20 protein-coding genes are annotated in these 25,156 nt (G+C 71.0%); 10 read left to right on the top strand and 10 right to left on the bottom strand.

The genetic code is table 11. The annotated features are described in order from the left end of the window. The first annotated feature begins 112 nt into the window (after positions 1-112). The gene (locus tag ABD333_RS18205) at positions 113-778 is read left to right on the top strand and encodes a response regulator transcription factor (protein ID WP_344542355.1); all 666 of its coding nucleotides are present in this window, start codon (positions 113-115) and stop codon (positions 776-778) included. Beyond that, positions 775-2,031: a sensor histidine kinase gene (locus ABD333_RS18210; RefSeq protein WP_344542357.1), complete on the top strand. Its 1,257-nt coding sequence runs from the start codon at positions 775-777 to the stop codon at positions 2,029-2,031. Before ABD333_RS18205 ends, ABD333_RS18210 begins: the two co-directional genes overlap by 4 nt. Before the next feature lie 16 nt (positions 2,032-2,047). Here the strand turns inward: ABD333_RS18210 and ABD333_RS18215 are convergent, their stop codons facing one another. The 3 genes from ABD333_RS18215 to ABD333_RS18225 form a co-directional block, all read right to left on the bottom strand. After that, positions 2,048-2,431, bottom strand: coding sequence for a globin (locus tag ABD333_RS18215; protein WP_344542359.1), 384 nt, complete (start codon positions 2,429-2,431; stop codon positions 2,048-2,050). Positions 2,432-2,507: 76 nt separating this feature from the next. Beyond that, on the bottom strand, positions 2,508-3,524 hold the full coding sequence (locus tag ABD333_RS18220; RefSeq protein WP_344542361.1) for a mechanosensitive ion channel family protein: 1,017 nt from the start codon (positions 3,522-3,524) through the stop codon (positions 2,508-2,510). An 851-nt stretch (positions 3,525-4,375) separates the two neighbouring features. Further along, positions 4,376-4,795, bottom strand: a complete 420-nt coding sequence (locus ABD333_RS18225) for a hypothetical protein (protein WP_344542363.1) — start codon at positions 4,793-4,795, stop codon at positions 4,376-4,378. Positions 4,796-5,267: 472 nt separating this feature from the next. Here ABD333_RS18225 and ABD333_RS18230 point away from each other — a divergent pair, with 472 nt between their 5' ends. Beyond that, complete coding sequence (locus ABD333_RS18230) at positions 5,268-6,890, top strand: NsdA family TPR-like regulatory protein (RefSeq protein WP_344542365.1); 1,623 nt, start codon at positions 5,268-5,270, stop codon at positions 6,888-6,890. A gap of 8 nt (positions 6,891-6,898) precedes the next feature. Further along, entirely contained in the window at positions 6,899-7,540 is a 642-nt protein-coding gene (locus tag ABD333_RS18235) for a GNAT family N-acetyltransferase (RefSeq protein ID WP_344542367.1), read from the top strand. A gap of 169 nt (positions 7,541-7,709) precedes the next feature. Here the strand turns inward: ABD333_RS18235 and ABD333_RS18240 are convergent, their stop codons facing one another. From ABD333_RS18240 to ABD333_RS18250, 3 genes are all read right to left on the bottom strand, one after another. Beyond that, on the bottom strand, positions 7,710-8,492 hold the full coding sequence (locus tag ABD333_RS18240; RefSeq protein WP_344542369.1) for a class I SAM-dependent methyltransferase: 783 nt from the start codon (positions 8,490-8,492) through the stop codon (positions 7,710-7,712). 39 nt (positions 8,493-8,531) lie between these two features. Then, positions 8,532-10,619, bottom strand: coding sequence for a prolyl oligopeptidase family serine peptidase (locus ABD333_RS18245; RefSeq protein ID WP_344542371.1), 2,088 nt, complete (start codon positions 10,617-10,619; stop codon positions 8,532-8,534). Positions 10,620-10,694: 75 nt separating this feature from the next. Then, positions 10,695-11,633: a hypothetical protein gene (locus tag ABD333_RS18250; protein ID WP_344542373.1), complete on the bottom strand. Its 939-nt coding sequence runs from the start codon at positions 11,631-11,633 to the stop codon at positions 10,695-10,697. Positions 11,634-11,796: 163 nt separating this feature from the next. On the opposite strand from ABD333_RS18250, the gene ABD333_RS18255 reads away from it, so the two are divergent. The 3 genes from ABD333_RS18255 (at position 11,797) to ABD333_RS18265 (ending at position 13,698) form a co-directional block, all read left to right on the top strand. Next, positions 11,797-12,639 (top strand): hypothetical protein, encoded by an 843-nt coding sequence (locus ABD333_RS18255; protein ID WP_344542375.1) that lies wholly within the window; start codon positions 11,797-11,799, stop codon positions 12,637-12,639. Positions 12,640-12,925: 286 nt separating this feature from the next. Beyond that, the gene (locus ABD333_RS18260) at positions 12,926-13,435 is read left to right on the top strand and encodes an HNH endonuclease (RefSeq protein ID WP_344542377.1); all 510 of its coding nucleotides are present in this window, start codon (positions 12,926-12,928) and stop codon (positions 13,433-13,435) included. 29 nt (positions 13,436-13,464) lie between these two features. Then, positions 13,465-13,698: an FmdB family zinc ribbon protein gene (locus tag ABD333_RS18265; RefSeq protein WP_344542378.1), complete on the top strand. Its 234-nt coding sequence runs from the start codon at positions 13,465-13,467 to the stop codon at positions 13,696-13,698. Between the two features lie 221 nt (positions 13,699-13,919). Here ABD333_RS18265 and ilvD read toward each other — a convergent pair whose 3' ends face one another. Further along, positions 13,920-15,770: a dihydroxy-acid dehydratase gene (gene ilvD, locus ABD333_RS18270; RefSeq protein ID WP_344542379.1), complete on the bottom strand. Its 1,851-nt coding sequence runs from the start codon at positions 15,768-15,770 to the stop codon at positions 13,920-13,922. Between the two features lie 428 nt (positions 15,771-16,198). Next, positions 16,199-16,996, bottom strand: a complete 798-nt coding sequence (locus ABD333_RS18275) for a nuclease-related domain-containing protein (RefSeq protein WP_344542380.1) — start codon at positions 16,994-16,996, stop codon at positions 16,199-16,201. A 227-nt stretch (positions 16,997-17,223) separates the two neighbouring features. Here ABD333_RS18275 and ABD333_RS18280 point away from each other — a divergent pair, with 227 nt between their 5' ends. Together ABD333_RS18280 and malQ are read left to right on the top strand one after the other, a co-directional pair. Continuing rightward, complete coding sequence (locus ABD333_RS18280; protein ID WP_344542382.1) at positions 17,224-18,663, top strand: amidase; 1,440 nt, start codon at positions 17,224-17,226, stop codon at positions 18,661-18,663. A gap of 33 nt (positions 18,664-18,696) precedes the next feature. Further along, the gene (malQ, locus tag ABD333_RS18285) at positions 18,697-20,622 is read left to right on the top strand and encodes a 4-alpha-glucanotransferase (RefSeq protein WP_344542384.1); all 1,926 of its coding nucleotides are present in this window, start codon (positions 18,697-18,699) and stop codon (positions 20,620-20,622) included. A gap of 5 nt (positions 20,623-20,627) precedes the next feature. Here malQ and ABD333_RS18290 read toward each other — a convergent pair whose 3' ends face one another. Together ABD333_RS18290 and pepN are read right to left on the bottom strand one after the other, a co-directional pair. Beyond that, on the bottom strand, positions 20,628-21,617 hold the full coding sequence (locus tag ABD333_RS18290) for a hypothetical protein (protein WP_344542385.1): 990 nt from the start codon (positions 21,615-21,617) through the stop codon (positions 20,628-20,630). A gap of 92 nt (positions 21,618-21,709) precedes the next feature. After that, entirely contained in the window at positions 21,710-24,337 is a 2,628-nt protein-coding gene (gene pepN, locus ABD333_RS18295; protein WP_344542386.1) for an aminopeptidase N, read from the bottom strand. 170 nt (positions 24,338-24,507) lie between these two features. On the opposite strand from pepN, the gene ABD333_RS18300 reads away from it, so the two are divergent. Beyond that, positions 24,508-25,122: a mycothiol-dependent nitroreductase Rv2466c family protein gene (locus ABD333_RS18300; RefSeq protein ID WP_344542387.1), complete on the top strand. Its 615-nt coding sequence runs from the start codon at positions 24,508-24,510 to the stop codon at positions 25,120-25,122. Positions 25,123-25,156: the final 34 nt, after the last annotated feature.

Consider the following 25,156-nt stretch of genomic DNA (forward strand, 5'->3'; position numbering starts at 1 on the left):
ACGGCCCGGCGATGTCCCAGAGACTGGCCGGACCCGGTGTTTCCTTTCCTTAACCGGGGGCCGCACGGAGCGCTTATCTTTTCGAAATGGCCGGTCAGGTAGACCTGAGGGCATGCGCGTGCTGGTGGTGGAGGACGAGGACTATCTGGCGGAGCTGATCGCCGACGGACTCCGGGCCCGGGCGATCGCGGCGGACGTCGCCGGTGACGGCGCGGCGGCGCTGCGCCGGTTCGAGGAGATGGACTACGACGTGCTCGTCCTGGACCGGGACCTGCCGGAGGTGCACGGCGACGACGTCTGCCGGCATGTCGTGCGCAGCGGGCGGCTGACGCGAATCCTGATGCTGACCGCCTCCGGGACCGTCCGGGACCGCGTCGAGGGGCTCGGGCTGGGAGCCGACGACTACCTGCCCAAGCCGTTCTCCTACGAGGAACTCGTCGCCCGCGTGCTGGCCCTCGGGCGCCGGGCCCGCCCCGCGCTGCCGCCGGTCCTGGAACGCGCCGGGGTCGTCCTCGACATCCCGCGCCGCCAGGCGTACCGCGACGGCCGTCGCCTCGACCTCTCGCGCAAGGAGTTCGCGGTCCTGGAGACGCTGATGCGGGCGGACGGGGCCGTGGTCGGCACCGACGAGCTGATCGAGGAGGTCTGGGAGGAGCACATCAGCTACAACTCCAACGCCGTCCGGGTAACGGTCAGCAAGCTGCGGGGCAAGCTCGGGCTTCCGCCCGTCGTCGAGACCGTGTCCGGCTCCGGCTACCGTATGCGGCCGGGTTCATGAGAATCACCGCCAGGGCCCGGCTCACGGCCCTGTACGGCGGCCTGCTGCTCGTCGCGGGCGGCGGCCTGGTCGCGTCGGTCTACTTCCTGATGCGCAGGTCACTGGCCGATCGGCTGCCCACTGCGATCATGACGGCGGTGCCGCGGCCCGCCGAATGGGCGCCCGCGACCCCGGCCCGGCCGGCGCAGACCGCGGCGTCGGCCCGGCCCGGCGAGTTCGCGCAGCACGCGGACACCATCTCGGTCACCCGCGCCGCCACCGCCGCCGAGGACACCACCTACGAGCAACTGCTGATCGTCTCGCTGATCGCGCTCGCGATCTTCGCCGTCGTGTCGGTGTTCCTCGCGTGGTGGATGGCCGGTCGCGTGCTGCGCCCCGTACACACGATCACCGCCACCGCCCGGCAGCTCTCGGGCGAGAACCTCGGCGAACGCATCGCCCTCGCCGCCCCGCCGGGCGAGCTCAAGGACCTCGCCGACACCTTCGATGCCATGCTCGACCGGCTGGAAGGCCTGGTCTCGGCGCAGCGGCGGTTCGTCGCCAACGCCGCCCACGAACTGCGGACCCCGCTGGCCGTCCAGCGCGCCGCGCTGGAGATCGGCCTCGCCGATCCCGATCCGGTGCAGGTCGCGCGCGTCCGTACCCGGCTGCTGAACGTGGCCGACCGCAGCGAGCGGCTCATCGAAGGGCTGCTGCTCCTGTCGGCCGGTGACCAGGGGCTGGACCGGCCGGAGCCGATCGACGCGACGGAAACGGTGGAGGGGGTCGTCGCCGAGCACGCCACCGAGGCCCACGATCGCGACATCACGGTCGAATCGCACATCGAGCCCGTGCGGCTGGAGGGAGATCCGACCCTCTTCCGGCATCTGGTGCGCAATCTCCTCGAGAACGCGCTGCGCTACAACGTCCGCGGCGGGCGGGTCCTCGTGCGCCTGGACGCCACGGGGCTCCAGGTCAGGAACACCGGTCCGGAGGTGCCCGCCGACGTCGTCCCCCACCTCGTCGAACCGTTCCGCCGCCTGCACCCGCGCCGCCACGCGCGCGGCGAGGGCACCGGCCTCGGGCTGTCGATCGTCGACTCGATCGCCCGCGCGCACGGCGGCGAGGTGATCGCACGGGCCAACCCGGGCGGCGGGCTGAGCATCCGGGTGACCTTCGGCGGCCATGCCGAGACGCCGGCGGGCAGCGGCGCGTCCCGTTCACCACAGTTGGGTACGCAGGTCAGCGGACCGCGGAAGAACGCCGCGTCATGATCGCCGGTCCGCCCGGTCAGCTGGGCGCGTTCACCATGCTCTGCGCGGCCATGGTGAAGTAGTTCCAGAGCATCGTGTCGAGCTGCTCGGGAAGCTCCAGCTCGTCCACGGCCTCGCGCATGTGCCGCAGCCACGCGTCGCGCTCGGCCTCGCCGATGACGAACGGGACGTGACGCATGCGGAGCCTGGGATGCCCGCGCTGTTCGCTGTAGGTGCTGGGGCCGCCCCAGTACTGGATGAGGAAGAGCCGCAGCCGCTCTTCGGCGGGCCCGAGGTCTTCTTCCGGGTAGAGGGGGCGCAGCAGGGGGTCGTCAGCGACGCCCTGGTAGAAGCGGTGGACCAGGCGCCGGAAGGTCTCCTCGCCGCCGACCGCTTCGTAGAAGGTCACCTGTTGTGTCATGGCGTTCCCCACCCTATGCGAGAGGACCCCGCCCCCGGTGTGCGACGGATCACCTTGATCAAGTGGTGACCCGGGTTCAGGCGCTCGCGCCCGGGGTGGCCACGGAGACGCCGGCCTCGTCGAACGCCTTCTTGACCCGTTCGCGCAGCTCACGAGCCACGCTGGCCTGCTTGCCCGGCGCCGTCTTGATCACGACCCGGACGATCACCGCGTCGCCGGCGAGGGACTGGACGCCCCAGACGGCCGGCTCTTCGAGGACCAGCTCCTTCCAGTCGGCGTCCGCGGCCATCTCCTCCGCGGTCGTCTGGAGGATCCCCTTGACCCGCTCGGTGTCCTCGTGGATGTCCACCGGGATGTCGAGCACGGCGCGGCCCCAGTTCTGGGACTCGTTGCCGACCTTCTTGATCTCGCCGTTCGGCACGTACCAGACGATGCCGTCGACGTCGCGCATGCGGGTCACGCGCAGGGTGACGGCCTCGACGGTGCCCTTGGCGGTGCCGACGTCGATGAAGTCGCCGACCCCGTACTGGTCCTCCAGCAGCATGAACAGCCCGGCCAGGAAGTCCCTGACGATGCTCTGGGCACCGAAACCCACGGCCACGCCGATCACGCTGGCGCTGGCCAGGATGGGGGCCAGGTTGAGACCGAGCTCGCCCAGCACGCTGAACGCCGCGGTGCCCATGATCAGGATGGACGCGATCGAGCGCAGCACCGACCCGAGCGTCCTGGCGCGCTGGGCGCGGCGCTGGTTGAGCAGCGCCGGGCTGCCCTCGAAGGACGTCCGCGTCCGCTCGCGGATCCTCTCCGACATGGTGCCCTCGGCCATGCGCAGCGTGATCTTGGTAATCGTCCGGTGCGCCATGCTGCGCAGCACCAGCGCGATCACCAGCGTCACGACGATCCAGAAGAACGTGTTGAGCGGTGTATCGAGCCACGTCTTGAAGAAGCTCGTGAACCTCTCGCTATGGGAGACGTTCCACACCAGGCGGCACGAGACGCTCGGATCGGGCGTGCCGCACGCCTTCTCGGGCGTGCCGTCCTGCTGCCAGGGCAGCGCTGAACCCACGGCGAGAGCCGTCTGAGCGAGTGGCATGTGGCAGACCCTCCCCGGCCGGCTTGTGGATGTCTCCGCCATGTCGCCGTGGACCTGCGGCGGTCGTACGAGCCGATCGTAGGGGACGGTGTCGAACGGTTCGTACGGCGCCGGGCGGGCCGGCGGGACCCGGCCGGGGAGGGACTGATCTGCTGCCGTGGCCCTGAGCACGGGCATGGGATCCCAGAACCGCGGCGGGCTTCACCTGTGACGGCGGACTTCAGGGTGGCGTATGGCCGCTGCGAATTGCGGCGGCGATGGACGGTGTCGGCGTTGGATGGTGTCGGCCGCCGGTGTCGGCCACGGGTGGCGGCCACGGGTGGCGGCAAGCACGGGTGGCGGCTAGGGCGAGTGATGGCTAGGGCGGGTGGCGGCAAGGGCGGGTGGCGGCGGCCACGGGTGGCGGCAAGCGCGGATGGTGGCAAGCGCGGGTGGCGGTAAGCACGGTGGTGGCAAGCGCGGGTGGTGGCAAGGGCGGGTGGTGGCAAGGGCGGGTGGCGGTAAGCACGGTGGAAGCGCGGGTGGTGGTAAGCGCGGGTGGTGGTAAGCACGGGTGGCGGCGGCCACGGGTGGCGGCAAGCGCGGATGGTGGCAAGCGCGGGTGGTGGCTAGGGCGGGTGGTGGCTAGGGCGGGTGGCGGTAAGGGCGGGTGGTGGCTAGGGCGGGTGGTGGCAGGCGCGATGGTGGCAAGCGGGGATGGCGGCGGGTGTGGGTGGTGGCCGCGGATCTTGGGTGTGCTCGGCGAGAATGCCTCGGCCGGACGCTTCTCTGCGTACATTTGGAAACGAACGTGTCCCGTGGGGCTCGGCTGCCGCGCCGTTCCGGCCGTGACCCCACGGGACACGCCCGGCTCAGTGGCGGCCCGGTGGCCACTCCCACGCGGCCACGGGCGCGCGGGCCTCGCGGCCCTGTGCGCCTCGGACGCGGGCGTCGGCGCCGCGGTGCTCGACGGTGCGATGGTCGAGGCCGTGATGTTCGAGGGCGCGTGTCTCCCGGCGGTGCGCCTGCAGGACGTGCGCCAGCTTGAGCGCGGCGCCCTCCGGGTCGTCCACCCGGTGCATGCGCTCTCCCCATGACCACCAGTAGTAGTGATCGTGAGACTCCGGGGCGGGGGCGCACGTGACGTCCTCGGCCAGGCTCGCGGCCTCCGGGTTGACCACCCGCAGGAAGGCCGGTCCCGAGCGGGTCCTGACCACGCGGGCCACCAGACCGCGCGTGTCCAGTTCCTGCTCCAGCTCCTCGAGGTAGCCGACGCGTCTGTCGCTGACCACCTGCGCACCCCCTCCGTCGATCGTGCCGCGAGGATCGCTCGGACGTTCTCGTGTGATCCAACTCTCTGAATGCACTTCGTTACTCGCGGCGAGAATCGCAACTCTCACGGTGGCGGGTCAAGGGGGGCGCCGTCCGCCGAAGTACCGGATTGTCCCACCTCAGGAGGAGGTTCACCCCCACCCAGTGGAAGAATCTCTACCTGGGGTCGAAAGCTGCCCTCGGGCTACCTCGGATTCGATGACAATGGCTTGGCCTGCCCGGTCGGCAGAGTTACGCTGCGTGCGCGAGAGATTATCTGTCGTGTCCATCTAGCACCGGTCGCCGTGGCCGGACGCGGGTCCCGTCCCCTTCAAGGACCGGCTTCCGGGCTCAGCGGTGAGGAGGCCGGAACCGATGTCGGACCCCCCTCGGAAAGAAACCGACATAGCTCGCAGAATACGCGCGCATGGTCTGGCTCGAGGGCACTGCGCCGTGGAGATCGCGGCCGAGATCCACGATCAGTGCGGGCCGCTGTTCGGCACCAGCCGGGTCAAGGCACACCGCCTGTCCCACGGTGTCGCCCTGTCCGACATCGTCGCTCAGGTCCGGGCGCTGTACGAGGTCGACGGCAAGCCGTGTCCCCGGCTCGGGGAGACGCTTCTGTCGGCGTACGAGAGCGGCTACAAGCGCCCCGGTCCCGAGTACCTGCACTACCTGTGCTCCGTGTACCGCGTCGAACCCGACGAGCTCGGCTTCCAGAGCCCCTGCATCTGCGGTCGCGGGCACGCGACCCGTCCGGGGGACGCCGCCGGCGCGAACGGGCGTGCGGTGGTGCGGCCGGGTGAGGCGGGGCCCGCGCGGCCCGCGGACCGGATGACCGCCGACCGGCGGGTCGCGGAGGAGCCCGCCACGCTCGTGGGATCGGTCGTCGTGCCCAGGCCGGACGACCGCCAATGGATGTCAGTCAACGAAATGCGGGGGCGGGACCGCGCCGAAGCCCCCATCTCCGTCGATGTAGGAGAGGAGGACATCGTGCTTCGTAGGACCCTTCTGCAACTGCTGGCCGGAGCGGGCGTGGCGCTCGACGGTCAGTTCCTTGGGGCGGTGGACAACCTTCGTCGCAAGATGGACGACACCCTGGTGAGCGCCACGGTGTCGCCGACCATGCTCGATCAGTGGGAGGAGACGACCCTCGGGTACGGCCAGCAATACCAGGCCACCCCGTCACTGCGGATGTTGTGCGACGTCCTGCTGGATTTCAGCGAGGTACGGCGCATGTGCGACAAGCGGCAGCCCGTCGAGCTCCAGGAACGGCTCTGCCGTATCGCCGCGCAGCTGTCCGGCCTGTCGGGCCTCATCATGATCAATCTGGGTGACCACCGGCTGGCCCGCTCGTTCTTCCGCACCGCGCGAACCGCCGCCGACGAGACCGGCGACCGGCAGCTGCGGGCGTGGGTGACGGTGCGCGAAGCCCTGGTGCCCATGTATTACGGCGACCCCCGGGAGGCGCTCCACCTGGCGCGCAAGGCACAGGATCTCGCCGGGCGCACGCCCGGTGTGGCGGCGGCGATGGCACCCGCGGTCGAGGCGCGCGCGCTCGGCCAGCTGGCCCTGCGCGGCCGCAGTGACGCCGCTCCCAGCGCCCGGCGCGCTCTCGTGCGCGGCCGTTCCGTCTTCGACCAGCTCTCAAAGACGCAGACCAGCGATCTGGCGTTCGGGTTCACCGACCGGCAGATGGCGTTCTACGAGGGTGACACCTTCACTAATCTCGGCGACCACCAGCACGGTGACCAGGTGCTGAGCCACGCCCTCACCCTCTACTCGGCCACCGACTGGGTCGACATGACCCTCGTACGGCTCGACCGGGCGTCCTGCAAGCTGCACGCCGGCCATCCCGAGGCCGCGCTCAACGCGGGCCGGGACGCCATCCTGGAGCTGCCCAGCGAGCACCGTTCCGACATCCTTGTCCACCGGGCACGCCAGCTGGGTGCGGCCGTCAACGCCAAGCACGGAGAGATCGCGGCGCTCAGCGACTTCTACGAGTCGCTCGCCGCCCCGTCGGTGCGGAGCCCGACCAAGGAATCGCCTGCCGTTCCCCCCTCCGAGCAGGTCTGAGCGGCGCCATGGCACCGCAGGACGGCGACCCCCGGCGAAGCCGTCCCGATTTCACCACTGGGGGAGTGGACAGCGCCCGCGCGGGTCTGGTCCGGCTCCAGCAGGAGCCGCCCGTATGGACCTTCGGTGACCTGCGCATCCGTCGGTACCGCGCCACCGACCACGCCACCGTCCTCGAACTCCATCGAGAGGGGCTGGCCCAGGTGGGCCTGCGCCCCGGCGACGGCGTCTACTACGACCACGACTTCTTCCGAATGGAGGACATCTATCTGCGCAACGACGGAGAGTTCATCGTCGGCGAGCTCGACGGCGAGCTCGTCGCCATGGGCGGCCTCCGTCGCGCCGACCTCGTCCCCGGCGGCAGCGCACGCGCGTTCGGCGGGTACGCCCCTGGCGCGCCCAAGCTCGACGCGGTCGAGATGGTCCGCCTCCGTGTCCGGCCAGGCGTGCAACGCCGTGGTTTCGGTGCGGCGGTCGTCCTCGCCCTGGAGCAACGCGCCGCCGAGTTCGGCTACCGCGTGCTCCGGGCCGACACCACCGAGCTCCAGGAGCCGGCACTCAAGCTCTACCGCAACTTCGGCTGGAAGGAGACCCGCCGCGAGCTGATCGGCGGCATCGTCAACATCTACCTGGAGAAGAAGCTCCGCTGAGGCGACGGCCCACGAGCCGCGGTGCCCCGGCAGAGCTCCGCCGCGACCGCGTTCACGGGTTCTCAGGGTTCGGGGTCCGAGCCGTCAGGCAAGGGCCCCGAACCGCTTCCCCGGCTGCCGTATGACGAGCGCGGCACCGGCACCGGCGTTAGCGGGTTATGCGTGCGGGTTAGGGGTGCAGGCGGCCGGCTACCACCTGCATGAGGGGGTAGCGGCGTTGCCTGAGGTCGGCGAAGCCGCGGTCGGTGAGAGCGCGGGTCACCTCGCGGTCACCGAACATGCGGACGCCGGACAGGCTGCCGACGAGTTCGCTGCCGAGGCGGCTGACGGGCAGGCCCGGACGGCGGGTGGTGAGGATGATGAGGCGCCCGCCCGGTTTGAGCACGCGCGCCATGCTGTCGACGGCGGCCCAGGGGTCGTCGAAGAGATAGAGGGCGCCGAAGCAGCAGACCGCGTCGAACGAGTCGGAGCGGAAGGGGAGCGCGACGGCGTTGCCGCGGACGTAGCCGACATCGCCGGAGCTGTCGGCGGCGGCGCGGGCGAGCATGCCGTGGGCCGCGTCGAGCCCGACGACCAGGCCGTTCTCGCCCACGCCGGCGGCGAGCGCACGGGTGACGTTGCCCGGGCCGCACGCGACGTCGAGCACGGTGGCGGCCGGTTTGCGCACGTCGCCGGGCTGGGCGAGGCCGAGCCACGAACGGGCGAGGGCGTGCTCGGCGGCGGTGTCGGGTCCCACGGGCCAGCCCTTGGCGAGGTTGAAGCCGACCGGCCGCCAGATCCGTTCGTAGATCTGGGGCAGGAACGTCGACTGCATGACCCGCTGGGCGACGGTCGGGGTGGGCTCGGCGGTGGGGCCGAGCACGTCGAGGTAGCCGTCGTGCGGCTCGCCGGGCGGCGACTCCAGGAGGGCGCGGACACGATCCTGGACGCTGGGGCTCAGCACTGGAGTCACATCTCTATTCGACCACGGGTCAATTGACTCCGGCCATGGTCAGGGCTCCGATGTGACCGACGGCACGAGCCCGGTCCGGGCCGCCATGAACGACAGCGTGTCCACCATCAGGCCGATCGAGCGGCTGACCGAGCGGGCGTCGTGGCCGACCTCCGCCTCGTTGCGCAGCAGGATCGGCGCGTCCGCGGCCGTGGCGTGCTGGAGCGCCGCGCACATCTTGCGGGCGTGCATCGGGTCGACGCGGGTGTCGCTGTCGAAGATCGTGAAGAGCGTGGCGGGATAGGCGACGCCCTCCCGGACGTGGTGGTACGGGGAGTAGGCCAGGAGCCATTCGAGCTCGGCGGGATCCGACGCCGTGCCGTACTCGTCGTTCCAGGTCTCGCCGAGCCCGAACTTCTCGTACCGGACCATGTCCAGCAGCGGTGCCGAGCACACCACGGCGTCGTAGAGGTCGGGGCGCTGGGTCAGGGCCGCGCCGACCAGCAGGCCGCCGTTGGAACCGCCGGAGATCGCGAGCCTGCTCGCCCAGCCGTCGGCGCGCAGCTTCTCCGCGGCGGCGTGGAAGTCGTCGAAGACGTTCTGCTTCTTGTCGCGCATGCCCGCGCGATGCCACTCCTCGCCCTCCTCCGAGCCGCCGCGCAGGTTCGCGATCGCGTACACGCCTCCGGACTCCACCCACGCGAGGATGCCCGCGGAGTAGCCGGGGGTGAGAGGAACGTTGAAGCCGCCGTACCCGTACAGGATCGTCGGGCGGGGGCCGGACGCGCCGGGCAGCGCGAGGACGAGCATGCGGACCTCGGTGCCGTCGTACGACTCGTACGTGAGCTGCCGCGCCTCGATCTCGGGAACGCTGACCGTGCCGGGCGCGGACGCCCACAGCGTCACCTCGCCGGTACGCGCGTCGTAGCGCATGACGGACGACGGCGTCACGTTGTCGGTGTAGCCGAACCACGCCTCATGGCCGCCCTCGGGCCGTTCGATGATGCCGCCGGCCGAGCCGAGCCCGGGCATGGGCACCTCGCCGATCCGCTCGCCCGTGGCCAGGTCGTGCACGGTGATCTCGCTGATCGCGTGACGGGTCCAGCCCGCGAGAAGGACGGGCCTGTCCAGGTCGTCGAGGATCGCGTAGTCGCTGAGCACCGCCTCCGGGTCCTGCGGGAGGAGGTCACGCCAGTTCTCGAACGACGGGTCGGCGGGATCGGTGACGCAGAGCCGGGAACGGGGCGCGTCGCGGTCGGTGAAGACGTACGCGCGGCCGTCGCGCCCGACGTACAGCCCGGTCTCGGCGTCGACCCCCTCCTGGACCGCACGCAGCGCGGGACGTTCGGGCGACGAGGCCGACAGGTCCGCGATCCACAGGTCGTTGCGGGGCGCGGTGCCCTGGGAGGAGCTGATCGTGAGCCAGCGGCCGTCCCGGCTCACCGAGACGCCGTAGTAGTTGGTCTTGTCCCTGCCCTCGCCGAAGACCAGCACGTCGTCGGTGTCCGGGTCGGTGCCGACGCGGTGCAGGTAGACCCGCCGGTGGTACTGGTCCTCGCCCTCGGGGACCCGGCCCGCGGGCAGGCGCCGCACGTAGTAGTACGCCTCGCCGCCGGGCAGCCACGCGGTCGACGAGTAACGGCTCCGGTCGATCGGGCCCTCCACCAGGTCGCCGGTGGCCACGTCCATCACGTACAGCAGCGACTCCTCGTCGCCGCCGTGCGATACCCGGTAGGCCAGCCGCCGGCCCTCCTTGTCGGGCTGCCACCCGTCCAGCGTGGTCGTGCCCGCCGGGTCGAGCTCCATCGGGTCGAGCAGGGCGCGTTCGGTGCCGCCGGTGTCCACCGTGTAGAGCACCGGGTGCTCCTGGTCGGCCGTGCGACGGGTGAAGAACCGCCGTTCCCCCCGCCACACCGGCGAGCCGACGCTGCCCGCCGCCAGGAGCTCGCCGAGCCTGCGGCGCAGCCCGTCCCGCCCCGGGAAGCCGCCGACCGTACGGCGGAACAGGTCGTCCTGCTCCGTCAGCCACTTCTCGGTGGCCTCGTCCTGCCGGTTCTCCAGCCACCGGTACGGATCGGGCACCCGATGGCCGAAGAGGTCGTCGACGATGTCCTGGCGCTGGGCGGACGGGTACTGCGGTCGGCTCATGGCTGGCACTGTAACGGCCCGCCTGCCGTTACGGCCCGCCCGATACCCGCGCCGGGCGAACGGGCGGGCGGCTCGTCAGTTGGCCGAGGGGAGGTCGGGCATGTCGGCGACCTGCGCGGGCGGCGGGGCCGTGACGGTGGCGGTGCCCCAGTCGGACAGAGTGATGGTGGCCTTGTCGCGCGTCTTGGTGGGGAACTCCATGCTGTACTTCACCGGTACGTTCTGGGCGTCGGCCCAGATCTCGTACGTGAGGGGCTTGCCCGCGACGGCCTTGAGCATGTTGCCCTTCAGCTTGGCCAGATCGGCGTCGCTCAGGTTGGCCAGTCTGTCCACGTCCGGGTCGTTCTTGACGCCGAGGTCCTTGCTCAGGTCCTGCAGCAGTTTCGTGTTCGTGGAGAGGTACTTGCGCAGGTCGATCGTGTCGAGCGCTTTGGTCATGTCGATGCTGACCGTGTAGCGCTGTGCGGCCACGCCGCCCACCTGCTCCGCGACCGGGGCGGACAGCGTGCCGCCCGCGACCATCAGCGACTTCTGCTGCGCGGTGTCGGCGATGCTGCTCATGCTGCCGACCAGCACGAGCATGAGCTTGGCGAGCGGGTTCTTGGAGTCGGCGGCGAAACGTGTCCAGGTCTTGCCGGGGGCCACCTGCTGCTTGGGGTCCTTCTCCTCCATGAAGACGGCGTCCTTGGTCTTGATCATCCGGACGGTCTCGCCCTCCGAGGTCATGGTGATGTCGAGCTCGGGCGTGCCGCTCGCGATGCTGACGGCCACGGTCCCCTGCCCGCCGTCCGCGGTGGAGAGGTTCATCCTGACCGACTTCTTGGCGGTGAGCTGCTCGTGCAGGAGCCCGGCGACCGTGGGGAGGGTGAGGGCGTTCGGGACGGCCGACGCGGCAGGGGCGGACGTGCCCGCGCTGGGTGAGCTCGAATTCGAGCCCGCCGAGTCCGAGCCGCCGCAGGCGGTGAGGGAGGCGGCGACCAGGCCGGCGATCGTGAGAGCGGAGAAACGTCGCACTGGAAGCTCTTTCCGGATGTTTTAAGTGGGATGGGAGGTATGCCTATCAGATATCGGGGGTCGCGCGAGCGGGGTCTTCGATTGTCACGTGTGGCGAGATGAACACGCTGGTCATCTTCGGTAGAGGTGGTGATCACAGACTTCGTCCAGACGGGGGTTGAAGATGAAGAACGTCATCAGAGCGCGCCGTGGTTCGGTGAGTGCCGCGGCGGTGAGCCTGCCGCTGCTGGTCACCGCCTTGCCCGCCGACGCGGGAACGCGGTACGCGCCCGCCGGGAAGGTCGTGTTCAGCTACTCGGCGCCCACGGTCGCCGAGGCGGGCGACAAGGTCACCTGGCGCTGGACCATCCGCAACACGGGCGGCGAGAACGTCGACAAGGTGGTGCTCACCCACCGGCTCACGCCGAAGCTGAAGGTCGCGTCGGTCAACAAGCCCTGCGCCGTCGAGGCGGCCTCGGTCCGGTGCCGGTACGGCACGCTGAAGGCCGGTCAGAAGCGGCAGGGCACCCTGGTGGCCGACCTGCCGCCGAACGCGTCGGGAACCGTTCAGATCAACGGCCGCGTGACCTGGCAACAGGTCTCGGCCGCTGACCAGGCCCCGGCGGTAGAGGACGAGCAACCGGCCGTCCCACCGGCCGCCGCTCCACCAGCCGCAGCGCCACCGAACCCGGGCGGCCCAAAGCCCGCCGCCCCGAACCCAGGCGCCCCGAAGCCAGCCGCTCCGAAGCCAGCCGCTCCGAACCTTGGCGCCGCGCAACCCGGTGCTCCGAAGCCCAGCGCCCCGAAGCCTGGGGCCCCGAAGCCTGGGGCCCCGAAGGCTGGCACCTCGAAGCCCGCCGCATCGAAGCCCGCCGCACCGAAGGCGGCTCCTAAGGCGGCCCCGAAGCCAGGCGTTCCGAAGCCGGGTGCCCCGAAGTCCGGGCCGTCGGCGGCCGGCGGGCCGGGGGCCGACGCGCAGGCTCCGGCTCCCGCGCCCGGGACGGGGTCTGCCGCCGGAGCCGAGTGACGCACAGTGCTCCTGCGGCCGCGTCTAGGCGCTCACATGGGACTCCCGCCATCACTTTCTGTGGTGGCGGGAGTCTTCTGCGTTCGATCTCATGCGCTATGGGGGATTATTGGGGTGGCGGACGGCCTTCTCAGGCGCCACACTGATTTCGGGTTCGGTTCGCCCCTGGGGAGGTCCTCATGGCGGGTGCGCAGGTGCCGGAGACAATAATCGGGCCTCGGTGCGAGGCGCGCTCGAGCGCGTCCGCCGAGGCCAAAGGGAAGCACGCCCCAGTGGAGGGCGTCTGATGCGGCAGGTTCTCCTCCTGAACGCGACGTACGAACCACTCACCACGCTTCCGCTGCGGCGGGCGGTCTGCCTCGTGCTCCGGGAGAAGGCCGACGTCGTCCATCACGACACCTCGGGCGCGGTCCTCCATTCGGCGACGATGTCGATCGAGGTCCCCTCCGTCATCCGGCTCCGCCGCTATGTCCGCATCCCGTACCGCACCCGCGTTCCCCTGACCCGGGCCGCCCTCATGCGGCGCGACAACTTCCGCTGCGCCTACTGCGGCCGCCGCGCCGAGACGATCGACCACGTCCATCCGCGCAGCCGCGGCGGCAAGCACGTCTGGGAGAACTGCGTCGCCTCATGCATGTCCTGCAACCACCGCAAGGCCGACCGCCTGCTGGAGGAGCTCGGCTGGACGCTCAGCGTCACCCCCGGTGTCCCGAGAGGCGCCCACTGGCGCCTGATCGGCGTGATCCACGACGGCGACCCCCAGTGGGCCGCATACGTCACAGAACCAGCCGCCTAGCGCCAGCACGAAGACCGTATCCTGGCGTCGTGCCACGTTATGACTATCGCTGCCGCGCGTGCGGGGCGACCTTCGAGGTGTCCCGCCCGATGATCCAGGCCTCCGACCCGGCGTCGTGCCCGGAAGGCCACGACGACACAGTCAAGCTGCTCTCCACGGTCGCCGTCACCGGCTCCAGCAAGGCCGGCGCACCCGCGCCCGCGCCACGCCCCAGCTCGGGCGGTGGCGGCGGTGGCTGCTGTGGAGGCGGCTGCTGCAGCTGACCTCACCCGGCGCCATCTCGCAACCCTCGGCCGTCGCCACCCCGCAACAGCCTCAGCCCGCACGCGAGCGCGCGGCGCTGAGCGGGGAACGAGCCGAAGGCGATGTTCCCCGCGAAGATCGCGAAGCGATGTCGCGCTCGCACGCTTTTGCGGTTCGGGGTCCGAGCCGCCAGGCGAGGACCCCGAGGCCGTGAAAGCCATAAACAGAGCGCACGGTCCGGTTACTTGTGCAACTGACTAACGTCCCGGGCGGCGCCGGTGGAGGCGGAGGTGGCCATCGCGGCGTACGCCTGGAGGGCGGCCGAGACGGGACGCTGTCGGTTCTGGGGCTTGTAGCCGCCGTTGGCCAGGAGCTTCTCGCGGCGGGCGGCGAGGGTGTCCTCGGGCACGTCGAGTTCGAGGACGCGGCGCGGGATGTCGATGACGATCCGGTCGCCGTTCTCGACCAGGGCGATCACGCCGCCCGCGGCGGCCTCAGGGGAGGCGTGGCCGATGGACAGGCCGGACGTCCCGCCGGAGAAACGGCCGTCGGTGATCAGGGCGCAGGCCTTGCCGAGGCCGCGGCCCTTCAGGAAGCTCGTCGGGTAGAGCATCTCCTGCATGCCCGGGCCGCCCTTGGGGCCCTCGTAGCGGATGACGACGACGTCGCCCTCCTTGACCTTGCCGCCGAGGATGCCCTCGACCGCGTCGTCCTGGCTCTCGAAGACCACGGCGGGGCCCTCGAACGTCCACAGCTCCTCTTCGACGCCGGCGGTCTTCACGATGGCGCCCTCGGGGGCGATGTTGCCGTAGAGGACGGCCAGGCCGCCGTCGGTGGTGTAGGCGTGCTCGACGTCGCGGATGCAGCCGTTCTCGCGGTCGAGGTCCAGCTCGTCCCAGCGGGCGCTCTGGCTGAACGCGGAGGTGCTGCGCACGCCGCCGGGCGCCGCGTGCCAGAGCTCCACCGCCTCGGGCTTGGCGGTCGGGGAACGCACGTCCCAGGCCGCCAGGTACTCGGGGAGCGAGGACGAGTGGATCGAGGTGACCTGGCGGTGCAGGAGACCGCCCCGGTCGAGCTCGGCGAGGAGGGCGGGGATGCCGCCGGCGCGGTGGCAGTCCTCGACGTGGTACTTGGCGGTCGCGGGCGCCAGCTTGCAGACGCAGGGCACTCGCCGGGAGAGCTCGTCGATCTCCTTGAGGCCGAAGTCGACGCCGCCTTCGACGGCGGCGGCCAGCAGGTGCAGGATCGTGTTGGTCGAGCCGCCCATCGCGATGTCGAGCACCATGGCGTTCTCGAACGCGTCCTTGGTCGCGATGTTGAGCGGCAGGACGCTCTCGTCGTCCTGCTCGTAGTAGCGGTTGGCGATCTCGACGATGGTCCGCCCGGCGTCCTGGTAGAGCGCCTTGCGGGCGGTGTGGGTCGCCAGGATCGTGCCGTTGCCCGGCAGGGACAGGCCGATGGCCTCGGTCAGGCAGTTCATCGAGTTGGCGGTGAACATCCCCGAGCACGAGCCGCAGGTCGGGCAGGCGTTCTCCTCCATCTCGGCGAGGGTCTCGTCGGAGACCGACTCGTCGGCGGCGGCGATCATGGGGTCGACCAGGTCGAGCTTGTTGCCGTTCTGGACGCCGGCGACCGGCTTGCCGGCCTCCATCGGCCCGCCGGACACGAAGACCGTCGGGATGTTCAGGCGCAGCGCCGCCAGGAGCATGCCGGGGGTGATCTTGTCGCAGTTGGACACGCAGATCATCGCGTCGGCGCAGTGGGCGTTGACCATGTACTCGACCGCGTCGGCGATCAGCTCCCGCGACGGCAGCGAGTAGAGCATGCCGCCGTGCCCCATGGCGATGCCGTCGTCGACGGCGATCGTGTTGAACTCCCGGGGGATGCCGCCCGCCTCGCGGACCGCGCCGGCGACCACGTCGCCGACCTCGCGCAGGTGGACGTGCCCGGGAACGAACTGGGTGAAGCTGTTGGCGACGGCCACGATCGGCTTGCCGAAGTCCTCCCGCGCTACACCGGTGGCACGCAGGAGGGCGCGCGCGCCCGCCATGTTCCTGCCGTGGGTGACCGTACGTGACCTCAGCGGGGGCATAGGGACCTCTCCCAACATCTACGAGCCGTACCCAAGATCGTATGCGCTGATCAGGGCTTTCGATGGAGTCGCAGCGGCGGATCGCGGCGCTGCCAGCCGGCCCGGCAGAGGTCCTGGGGGGTCGGCGTCGACTCGTTCGAGCTTACCAACCGGGAGGAACGGATGACGCCAGGGCCGCAGGCCGCGAGCCGACAGCGAACCTGGGCGGGGGGGGGGAGGCGGGAGCGAAAGCGCCTGTACTACGGGAAAAGCGCTGTGCTACGGGAAACGCCGGGGGCGGGAGCCGCGCCCTGCCGGCGTTTGTGAGGTGCGGTCACCGGGGAAGGTGGAGCGGGCACCTCGCCGTGCGAGGTGCCCCTCCGGCTCCGGTACCCGCGAGGGTTTCCGATCGCTGGGGGCTCGTCGTTGAGCCGTGGCGGCGTCGGCCGTCAGGCCTCCTGTGGATATTTCGGGGGCAGTGCCTTCTCGGCGGCCTTGAAGATCCGCTGCACGTCCGTCTCGGTCAGGATCTTGGGCCGCCGGCGCAGATAGCCCCTGGCCCGGTTGCCCGCGTAGACGTCCACGTCCCGGACCCGCATGACCTTCCACGGGATGGACGGGCCGTAGATCGCCACGGAGGCCTGGACCGGCACCTCGAAGCCGACGCGCTCTTCGAGGGCCTTGGCCGCCTGCTCGGCCTCCCACCGCGCCTCGTCCAGCCGGTCCTTCTTGTTGAAGGGCCCGTGGAAGAGCTTGCGGTGCGAGAGGGTCCGCACCGGAAGGCGCTTGTCCCACTTCTCCGAGTCGATGGCGTAGACGCCGCTCGGGCCGATCACCAGGTGATCGATCCGGCCGTCGCTGACGCCCTCGTCGTCCAGCGGGACGGCGCGCGCGTGCAGGACGAAGTAGCCGTTCTTCTGCAGGGTCTTGAGCTGACGCTCCGTGCGCCGCTCGGCGGCGGACGACTTCTGCCAGGCCGTGACGCTGGAGCTCCGGCGAGCCCTGCGGACGACGTCGACGATGACCGCGACCGCCGCGGCCGTGATCCCGATCCGGAGGTCGAAGACGAGTGCGAAGAGCACGCCGACGACCAGCGCGACGACGCCGCGCTCGATCCAGCGCCGGATCTGGGGGTTGTTGAGCAGGTCGCCGTAGGTCTGCTCCTGCTGGCCGACATCGCGTTTCAGTGGTGTCTCATGGGGCTGACCACGAGCCTGCTGGGTGTTGCCCCGCTCCATGATGGCCATGAGCTACGCTCCGTATTCCTTTCGCGCGGGAAGCATGATCCTCTGTGCGCAGAGTAATGATTCCGGTGGATGGCGACTAGTCATGTCGGGTTAATACTTTTGTCGCCGCACCTGGGTGGTTCACGGGTGTCGTGGCCGGGTACGTTGGTTTTTACCCCTTTCTCGCTCGGCATGTCGCCGGTTGCCATCTTTGATGCTTGAGCGTCCGGCGTCTACGGTTCGGCGGTGTGACGCATACCCATGACCTCACCGCCCTAGCCCTTGCCTCGGCCGTACGTGTACGGGACCTTTCCCCGGTCGAGATCGTCGATCACTATCTCGAACGCATGGAGCGAGTAAATCCCCAGGTCGGCGCCTATGTCACGGTGACCGCCGAGCTCGCGCGGGAGCAGGCCCTCCGCGCTGAGAAGCAGGTTCTGGACACGCCGGATCCCACGGCGCTGCCGCCCTTCCACGGGGTGCCGATTCCGGTCAAGGACCTGAACATGGTGAACGGCGTGCGGGTTTCGCTCGGATCGAAGGTTTTCACCGAGCTGACCGGTTTCGCGGACGACAATGTTGTGGTACTGCTCAGGCAAGCGGGCTCTGTCCTTTTGGGCAAGACCTCCACGCCCGAATTCGGTCTGCCCTGTTATACGGAAAATGCGGTGGCGCCGCCGGCCCGTACTCCCTGGGACCTCTCGCGATCGGCCGGCGGCTCCAGCGGCGGAGCGGCCGCGGCGGTCGCCGCCGGTCTGGCGCCGATCGCGCAGGGCAGCGACGGCGGCGGTTCCATCCGAATCCCCAGCAGCGTGTGCGGGCTCTTCGGGATCAAGCCGACCCGCGGCCGCGTCTCGCACGGCCCGATCGTCCCCGACCTGTTCGGGCTGTCCACGAACGGGCCGATCGCCCGCACGGTGCGCGACGCCGCCGCGCTCCTGGACGTCATGGCCGTCTCCATGCCCGGCGACCTCTACCGGGCGCCGGGCGTCGAGGGAACGTTCCTCGGGTACGCCGACCGCCCGCCCGGCCGCCTCAAGATCGCTCGCAGCATGGAGCCGGCCGTCCCGGGCGCCCTGGTCCATCCGGACTGCGTCGCGGCGTACGAGGCGGCGACGGCGCTGCTGGTCGAGCTCGGGCACGAGGTCGTCGAACTCCCGCCGGTGCTCGGGCCCGATCTCGTGCCGCACTTCGAGCTGCTGTGGGGCGTCATGGCGACGCTCACGCCCGTCCCCCCGGAAAGCGAGCACCTCCTCCAGCCGCTCACCCGCTGGCTGCGCGAACGCGGCAACGCCACGTCCGCGCCCGACCTGTTCAGAGCGCACGCCCACCTCCAGGCCGCGCTGCGCGCCGCGTTCCCGATCATGAACGAGTTCGACGCGATCCTGCACCCGACGCTCGCCCAGCCGCCCGCCCCTGTCGGGTACTTCCACGATCAGGAGCCCGCCGAGAACTTCGAACGCCAGAAGCACTTCACCCCGTTCTGCGCCGCGTACAACATCTCCGGCCAGCCCGCCGTCAACGTCCCGCTGCACTGGACCGAACCCGGCGAGCACGGCCAGAGCCTGCCCATCGGCGTCATGCTCGCCGGGCGGCTCGGCGGTGAGGGCACGCTGATCTCGCTGGCGGCCCAGCTCGAAGAGGCCCGGCCCTGGATCGACCGCAAACCCGACCTCTGGAACGCCTGAGTCCGTCCCGTTTATCGGGGAATGCTCCCCGGCGTGGTGGACGAGGATCTGAACTCCCTGGCCGAGGCGCACAGCGTCTCCACTCACTACGTCGACTGGCGCGGCCACGAGACCGCGGTCTCCCGCGACACCCTCGTGGCCGTGCTGGCCGCCCTGGGCGTGGACGCGTCGACCCCGGCGGCGGTACGGGACGGTCTGGCGCGCCTGCACGCGCGGGAACGAGCCGCCCCCGGCCCGCAGGCCGCCCCCGGCCCGCAGGCCGCCCCCGGCCCGCAGGCCGCCCCCGGCGCGCCGGCCGCTCCCGAGCGCCTGCCTCCGAGCCCGCGTGCCTGGGGCTTCACTGCGCAGCTCTACTCCGTGCGTTCCGGTGCCTCGTGGGGGATGGGCGACCTCCGCGACCTGGCCGATCTCGCCTCCTGGAGCGGCCGGCTCGGCGCGGGGTTCGTTCTGGTCAACCCGCTGCACGCGACCGAGCCCGCGCCGCCGGTCGGGCCGTCGCCCTACTCGCCGATGAGCCGCCGCTTCGCGAGCCCGCTCTACCTGCGGGTCGAGGACGTCGCCGAGTACGACGCCCTGCCCGCCCTGGAACGCGAACGCGTCGCCCGCCTGGCGGCGACCGCGGGCGAACGCGACGAGATCATCGATCGTGACGCCGTCTGGACGGCCAAGCGGGAGGCCCTCGAACTGCTCTACGGGCTGCCCCGCTCCGGCGCCCGGCAGCAGGCGTACGAGCGGTTCCGCGAACGGGAGGGCACGCCGCTGACCGCGTTCGCGACGTGGTGCGCGCTCGCCGAGGAGCACGGGACCGACTGGCGCCGCTGGCCCGCCGGGTTGCGCGACGCGGACGGTCCCGCCGTGGGCATGGCCGCCGAACGGCTCGCGGGCCGCGTCGGTTTCCACACCTGGCTGCAGTGGCAGCTCGACGAGCAGCTCGCGCGTGCCCAGGAGGCGGCACGTGGAGCCGGGATGCCGATCGGGATCGTCCATGATCTTGCGGTGGGGGTCAGCCAGGGCAGCGCGGACGCGTGGATGTACAGGCCGATGTTCGCGCCCGGGATGAGCGTCGGCGCGCCGCCGGACGAGTTCAACCAGCGGGGTCAGGACTGGGGCCAGCCGCCCTGGCATCCCGAACGGCTCGCGGAGGCCGGCTACGCCCCGTTCCGGGAGATGCTGGCGGCGGCGCTCAGGCACGGCGGCGGGCTGAGGCTCGACCACGCCATGCAGGTGTCCCGGCTCTGGTGGGTGCCCGAAGGGCGCTCTCCGGCCGAGGGCACGTACGTCTCGTACGACCGGAACGCCCTGCTCGCCTGCCTCGTCGACGAGGCCGCCCGCACCGGCGCCGTGATCATCGGGGAGGATCTCGGCACGGTCGAGCCGGGCATGCGCGAGGACCTCGCCCGGCGCGGCATCCTCGGCACCTCGCTGCTCTGGTTCGAACGCGGCGGGGACGGCCGTCCCCTCGGCCCGGACCGGTGGCGCGAACTCTCCCTCGCCACGGTCGGCACGCACGACATGCCGCCGATCACCGGCATCCTGCACGGCGACCACCTCGACCTGCGCGACCGCCTCGGCCTGCTGACCAGGCCGCTGGAGACCGAGGAGGCCGAGCACCGGCGCCTGCTCGCGGACTGGCTCGACCTGCTGCACGCCGAGGGCCTGCTGCCGGTGCCGCCCGCCACGGTCATGAAGGCGCTCGGCCAGGGCTCCGCCGAGTATGACCAGCAGGTGGTGGCGGCGTTGCACGGGTTCCTGGCCCGTACGCCCGCCCGCCTGATCGGGATCTCGCTCGCCGACGCCGTGGGGGAGCGGCGCACACAGAACCAGCCCGGCACGACCGACGAGTACCCCAACTGGCGCGTCCCCCTCGCCGACGCCGAAGGCGACCCCGTCCACCTGGGCGACCTGCCGGGGCACCGGCGGATCGAGGCCGCGATCGAACCGCTCAGAGACTGGCGATGATCCGCTCAGAGACTGGCGGTGACGCGGGCCGCGACCTCGTGCAGCAGGCGGTCCGGCACGATCTCGGCCCCGGCGATCGCCGAGAAGATCGCGGGAAGCCCGGGCAGCGGGTAGGGGCCGTCCGGCGCGCCGTCGAGCGCCGCCTTGCCGAGGCCCTGGTGGCGCAGCGAGGCACGCGCGCGTGCCCAGGCCGTCTGGACCTCCTCCGGCGACGGCACCCCGAAGCCGTGCCCGACCGGGGCCGCGTGCCGCAGTCTGACCAGGGCGCTGTCGGTGAACTCGGCCGCGAGCTTGCAGCGCTCGGTCAGGCGGGCCCGCACCGGCTCGTCGATCCGGGACATGACCGAGCAGGGCGTGCGGCAGCGTGCGGCGCAGTCGCCGAGGGCCTGGGCGACCTGGCTGTGCTGGCGGTCCAGATAGGCCCGCCAGCCGGGGCCCGGCTCGTTCGAGACCCGCAGCGTCCGTTCGCAGGCGGAACGTTCCGGCCGGGTGTGGTCGCAGAGCCGCGCGGACCCCGGCTCGATCGGGACGCCGAACCGGCTGCCCGGCCCGCGCACCGCCGCACCGATCAGCGCCGGGTCGCCCGCGTGGCCGAGCACCGGCTCCCAGGCGAGCATGGGCAGGTATTCGCTGGCGATGTGGACGGCCGCGACGAGCGCGGCCATCTCCCGCCGCTGCCACCGGATCTCGATGACCTCCAGCAGCAGCGCGTAGGCCGGCCGCAGGCTCGCCAGGGCGCCGCGCGGCTGCTCCTTCGGCATCTGCGGCATCCGGCTGGCCCGCGCCCGGTCCAGCAGGTCCTTGGGCACCTCGCCGACGTCCTCGGGCATGCCGAAGTCCTCGGCGTCCAGGTCGAGGACGCGCTGCCCGAACGCGCACAGCGCCGCGAGCGGCGCGACCTGCTCCTTGGGCAGCGCGAGCGGCGTGAGCGCTTCGATGTCACCGAACGCGCAACGCCCAGCCAGCACCTTCAGAACGTCCCGCGCGGTCTCCACACGGCCCCCTTCACCCCGGCCCCCGTGATCATGCTCTCGCCCCGGCAACGATCGCATGGTCACGAGGGTTTCCCAGGGTCACCAGACGCACGCTACGCGGCGGACCCGTCCTTGGCACGGGCGCGCAGGGCGCGGGCGACGCCGTCGCGGCCCTCCGAGAGCAGCCGGACCAGGGCGGACGGCGGCTTGTGCTCGTCGATGTAGGCCTCGGTCCGGTCGACCGTGCCCTGCTCGATGACCAGGAACGGGTAGGCGACCTCGGCGAACGTCTGGGACATGTCGCTGCTCCACTCGTCCCAGATCCGGCCGACCTCGTCGAAGTACCGGTCCGCGTACGGGCGCAGCAGTTCCAGGTGGTCGGGCTCGGTGAACCCGCCCAGCGTCGCCCGGAACACCGCGTTCGGCAGCGTGCCGGAGACGATCGAGTCCCAGGCCGCGGCCTTGGCCTCGGCCGTGGGGATCGCCGCGTTGCAGGCCGCCGCGTGGCGTTCGCCCGCCGCGGTGGCGTCGCGGGCGAGCTCGGCGTCGATCTCCGGAACGCCGGCCTTGCCCTTGACGACCAGGCGGCGGAGCAGCGCCCAGCGCAGCTCGGTGTCGACCTTCAGCCCGTCCAGGACCGTGGAGCCGTCCAGGAGCCCGGCGACATTGGCCAGGTGGGCGTCGTTCGCCGCGACGGCCGTGAACGCCTGCACGTAGGCCAGCTGGAAGTCCGATCCAGGCGCCGCCTCCTGTGCCAGTTCGAGGAGGTCGTCGGCCATCAGCTCCAGCCCCGTGGGCTGCCATGCCGGATCGCCGTACTGCACGACGGCCGTCCGGGCCTGGCGGAGCAGCGTCTGCGCCACCGAGATGTCGGTGACGCCGCGAATGCCGCTGACCACGAGCTTGACGTAGTCACGCGTGGCCATCTCGGCGTCCCGCGTCATGTCCCACGCGGCCGACCAGCAAAGCGCCCTCGGGAGCCCGTCCTTGATCTCGCCGATCCCCGCGGATTGCTTCAGGGGGGCCGACCCCCCTGTACCCCCCGGAAGAGCTCCGATGAGGGTGCGCAGCGAGTGCTCGTCCAGCCGGATCTTGGCGTACGTGAGGTCGTCGTCGTTCACCAGCACCAGATCGGGGCGCTTGGTGCCGACCAGGTCGGCGACGGTGGTCCGGGCGCCGACGAGGTCCAGCTCGATCCGGTCGCGGCGGACGATCCCGTCGGCGGTGCGGTCGTAGAGGCCGATCGCAACGCGGTGCGAGCGCAGCGTCGGGTAGTCGGGCTTGGCCTCCTGCACGACCTCGAACGACGTGAAGTCGCCGTTGCCGTCGACCTCGTACACCGGGCGGAGGGTGTTGACCCCCGCGGTCTCCAGCCACTCCTTCGACCACGAGGCCAGGTCGCGGCCGGACGTCTCCTCCAGCGCGTCCAGCAGGTCGGCCAGGACCGTGTTGCCCCACGCGTGCCGCTGGAAGTAGCGCCGCACGCCCTCCAGGAAGTTGTCACGGCCGACGTAGGCGACCAGCTGCTTGAGGACGCTCGCGCCCTTGGCGTAGGTGATGCCGTCGAAGTTGACCTCGACCGCCCGGATGTCGGGGATGTCGGCGGAGATCGGGTGCGTGGAGGGCAGCTGGTCCTGCCGGTAGGCCCAGGCCTTCATCAGGTTGGCGAACGTCGTCCAGGAGCCCGTCCACTTGGTGGCCTCGGCCTGGCAGAGCACGCTCATGTACGTGGCGAACGACTCGTTCAGCCACAGGTCGTCCCACCAGCGCATGGTGACTAGGTCACCGAACCACATGTGCGCCATCTCGTGCAGGATCGTCTCGGCGCGCCGCTCGTACGCCGCGTCCGTCACCCGCGACCGGAAAACGTAGTCCTCCAGGAACGTGACGGCCCCGGCGTTCTCCATCGCGCCCGCGTTGAACTCGGGCACGAAGAGCTGGTCGTACTTGCTGAACGGGTACGGCTGGTCGAAGACCTTCTCGAAGAAGTCGAAGCCCTGCCGGGTCACGTCGAGGATGGCGTCGGCGTCCAGGTGCTCGGCCAGCGAGGCGCGGCAGTACACGCCCAGCGGGATCACGCTGCCGTCCGCGCGCCGGTACTCGCCCGTGACCTCGTGGTAGGGCCCGGCGATCAGCGCGGTGATGTAGGTCGACATCTTCGGCGTCGGCGGGAAGTGCCACGTCCCCGTGCGCACCCCGTTGACGTCGAAGCCCTCGTTCGTGATCACCTTCCAGCCGGCCGGGGCGGTCACGCTCAGCTCGAACGTGGCCTTGAGGTCGGGCTGGTCGAAGCAGGTGTACATCCGGTGCGCGTCGGCCGTCTCGAACTGCGTGTAGAGGTAGACGCTCTCGTCGACGGGGTCGACGAAGCGGTGCAGGCCCTCGCCGGAACGCGAGTACGCGGCGTCGGCGACGACGCGCAGCTCGTTGTCGGCGGCCAGCGAGGGCAGCGGGATGCGGCCCTTCTCGGCGTCGTAGCTACCCGGGTCGAGCGCGGTCCCGTTGAGCGTGACCTCCCGCACGACGGCCCCGTGCAGATCGACGAAGGTCGACGCGCCCGGCTCGGCGCAGCCGAACCGGATGAGGGTGGTGGAGCCGAACCGCTCCGTGTCCTCACCCACCCCCTGCCGGGGGTCCGCCCCCGACCTCGCCGTGGTCAGGTCCAGCTCCACCGCGTACGACTCGACGGTGAGCAGCCGGGCCCTTTCCCGCGCCTCGTCGCGCGTGAGGTTGCCTGCCACATGTACTCCTTGGTCGTCATAAACCTGGTTCCTCCATGTCTACCAACCCGCGGGGCGTCAGGCGTGACTGGCGCGGCCATAGGTTCGCAGGGAACGGGTTTCCGGGGGAATCGGCCGGTGGCCTCCCGGGTTGACCGTTGTAAGCGATCATCTGGCCTGAGGAGAACGACGTGTCGGAGCAAACCCGCGAGCCGGTGGACTTCTGGTTCGATCCGCTGTGCCCCTGGGCGTGGATCACCTCGCGCTGGGTCCTGGAGGTCGAGAGGCTCCGGCCGATCGAGACGCGTTGGCATGTGATGAGCCTGTCGGTCCTCAACGAGGACAAGGACGTGCCGCAGAAGTACAAGGACATGCTGGACGCCGGCTGGGGGCCGGTACGGATCTGCATCGCCGCTGAGCAGAAGTACGGCCCGGAGGTGCTCGGCCGCCTCTACACCGAGCTCGGCACCCGCCGCCACCACCAGAAGCAGGACTACAACAGGGAGACCTTTGAGGCCGCCCTGACCGCGGCCGGACTCGACCCGTCGCTGGCCGACGCCGCCGACTCCACCGCGTACGACACGGCCCTGCGCGCCTCGCACAAGGACGGCATCGACCGGGTCGGCGAGGAGGTCGGGACGCCGGTGATCTCGGTGGCCGGGCATGCCTTCTTCGGGCCCGTGGTGACGCCGATCCCGCGCGGCGAGGCGGCGGCGAAGTTGTGGGACGGCGTGCTCGCGGTGGCGCAGACCGATGGTTTCTTCGAGCTGAAGCGCACCCGTACCCGGGATCCCATCTTCGACTGAGCGGGCCCTGCGGATTGCCGGGATCGCGGCCTTT

The organism is Actinomadura fulvescens (genome assembly GCF_039533225.1).
GTDB lineage: Bacteria > Actinomycetota > Actinomycetes > Streptosporangiales > Streptosporangiaceae > Spirillospora > Spirillospora fulvescens.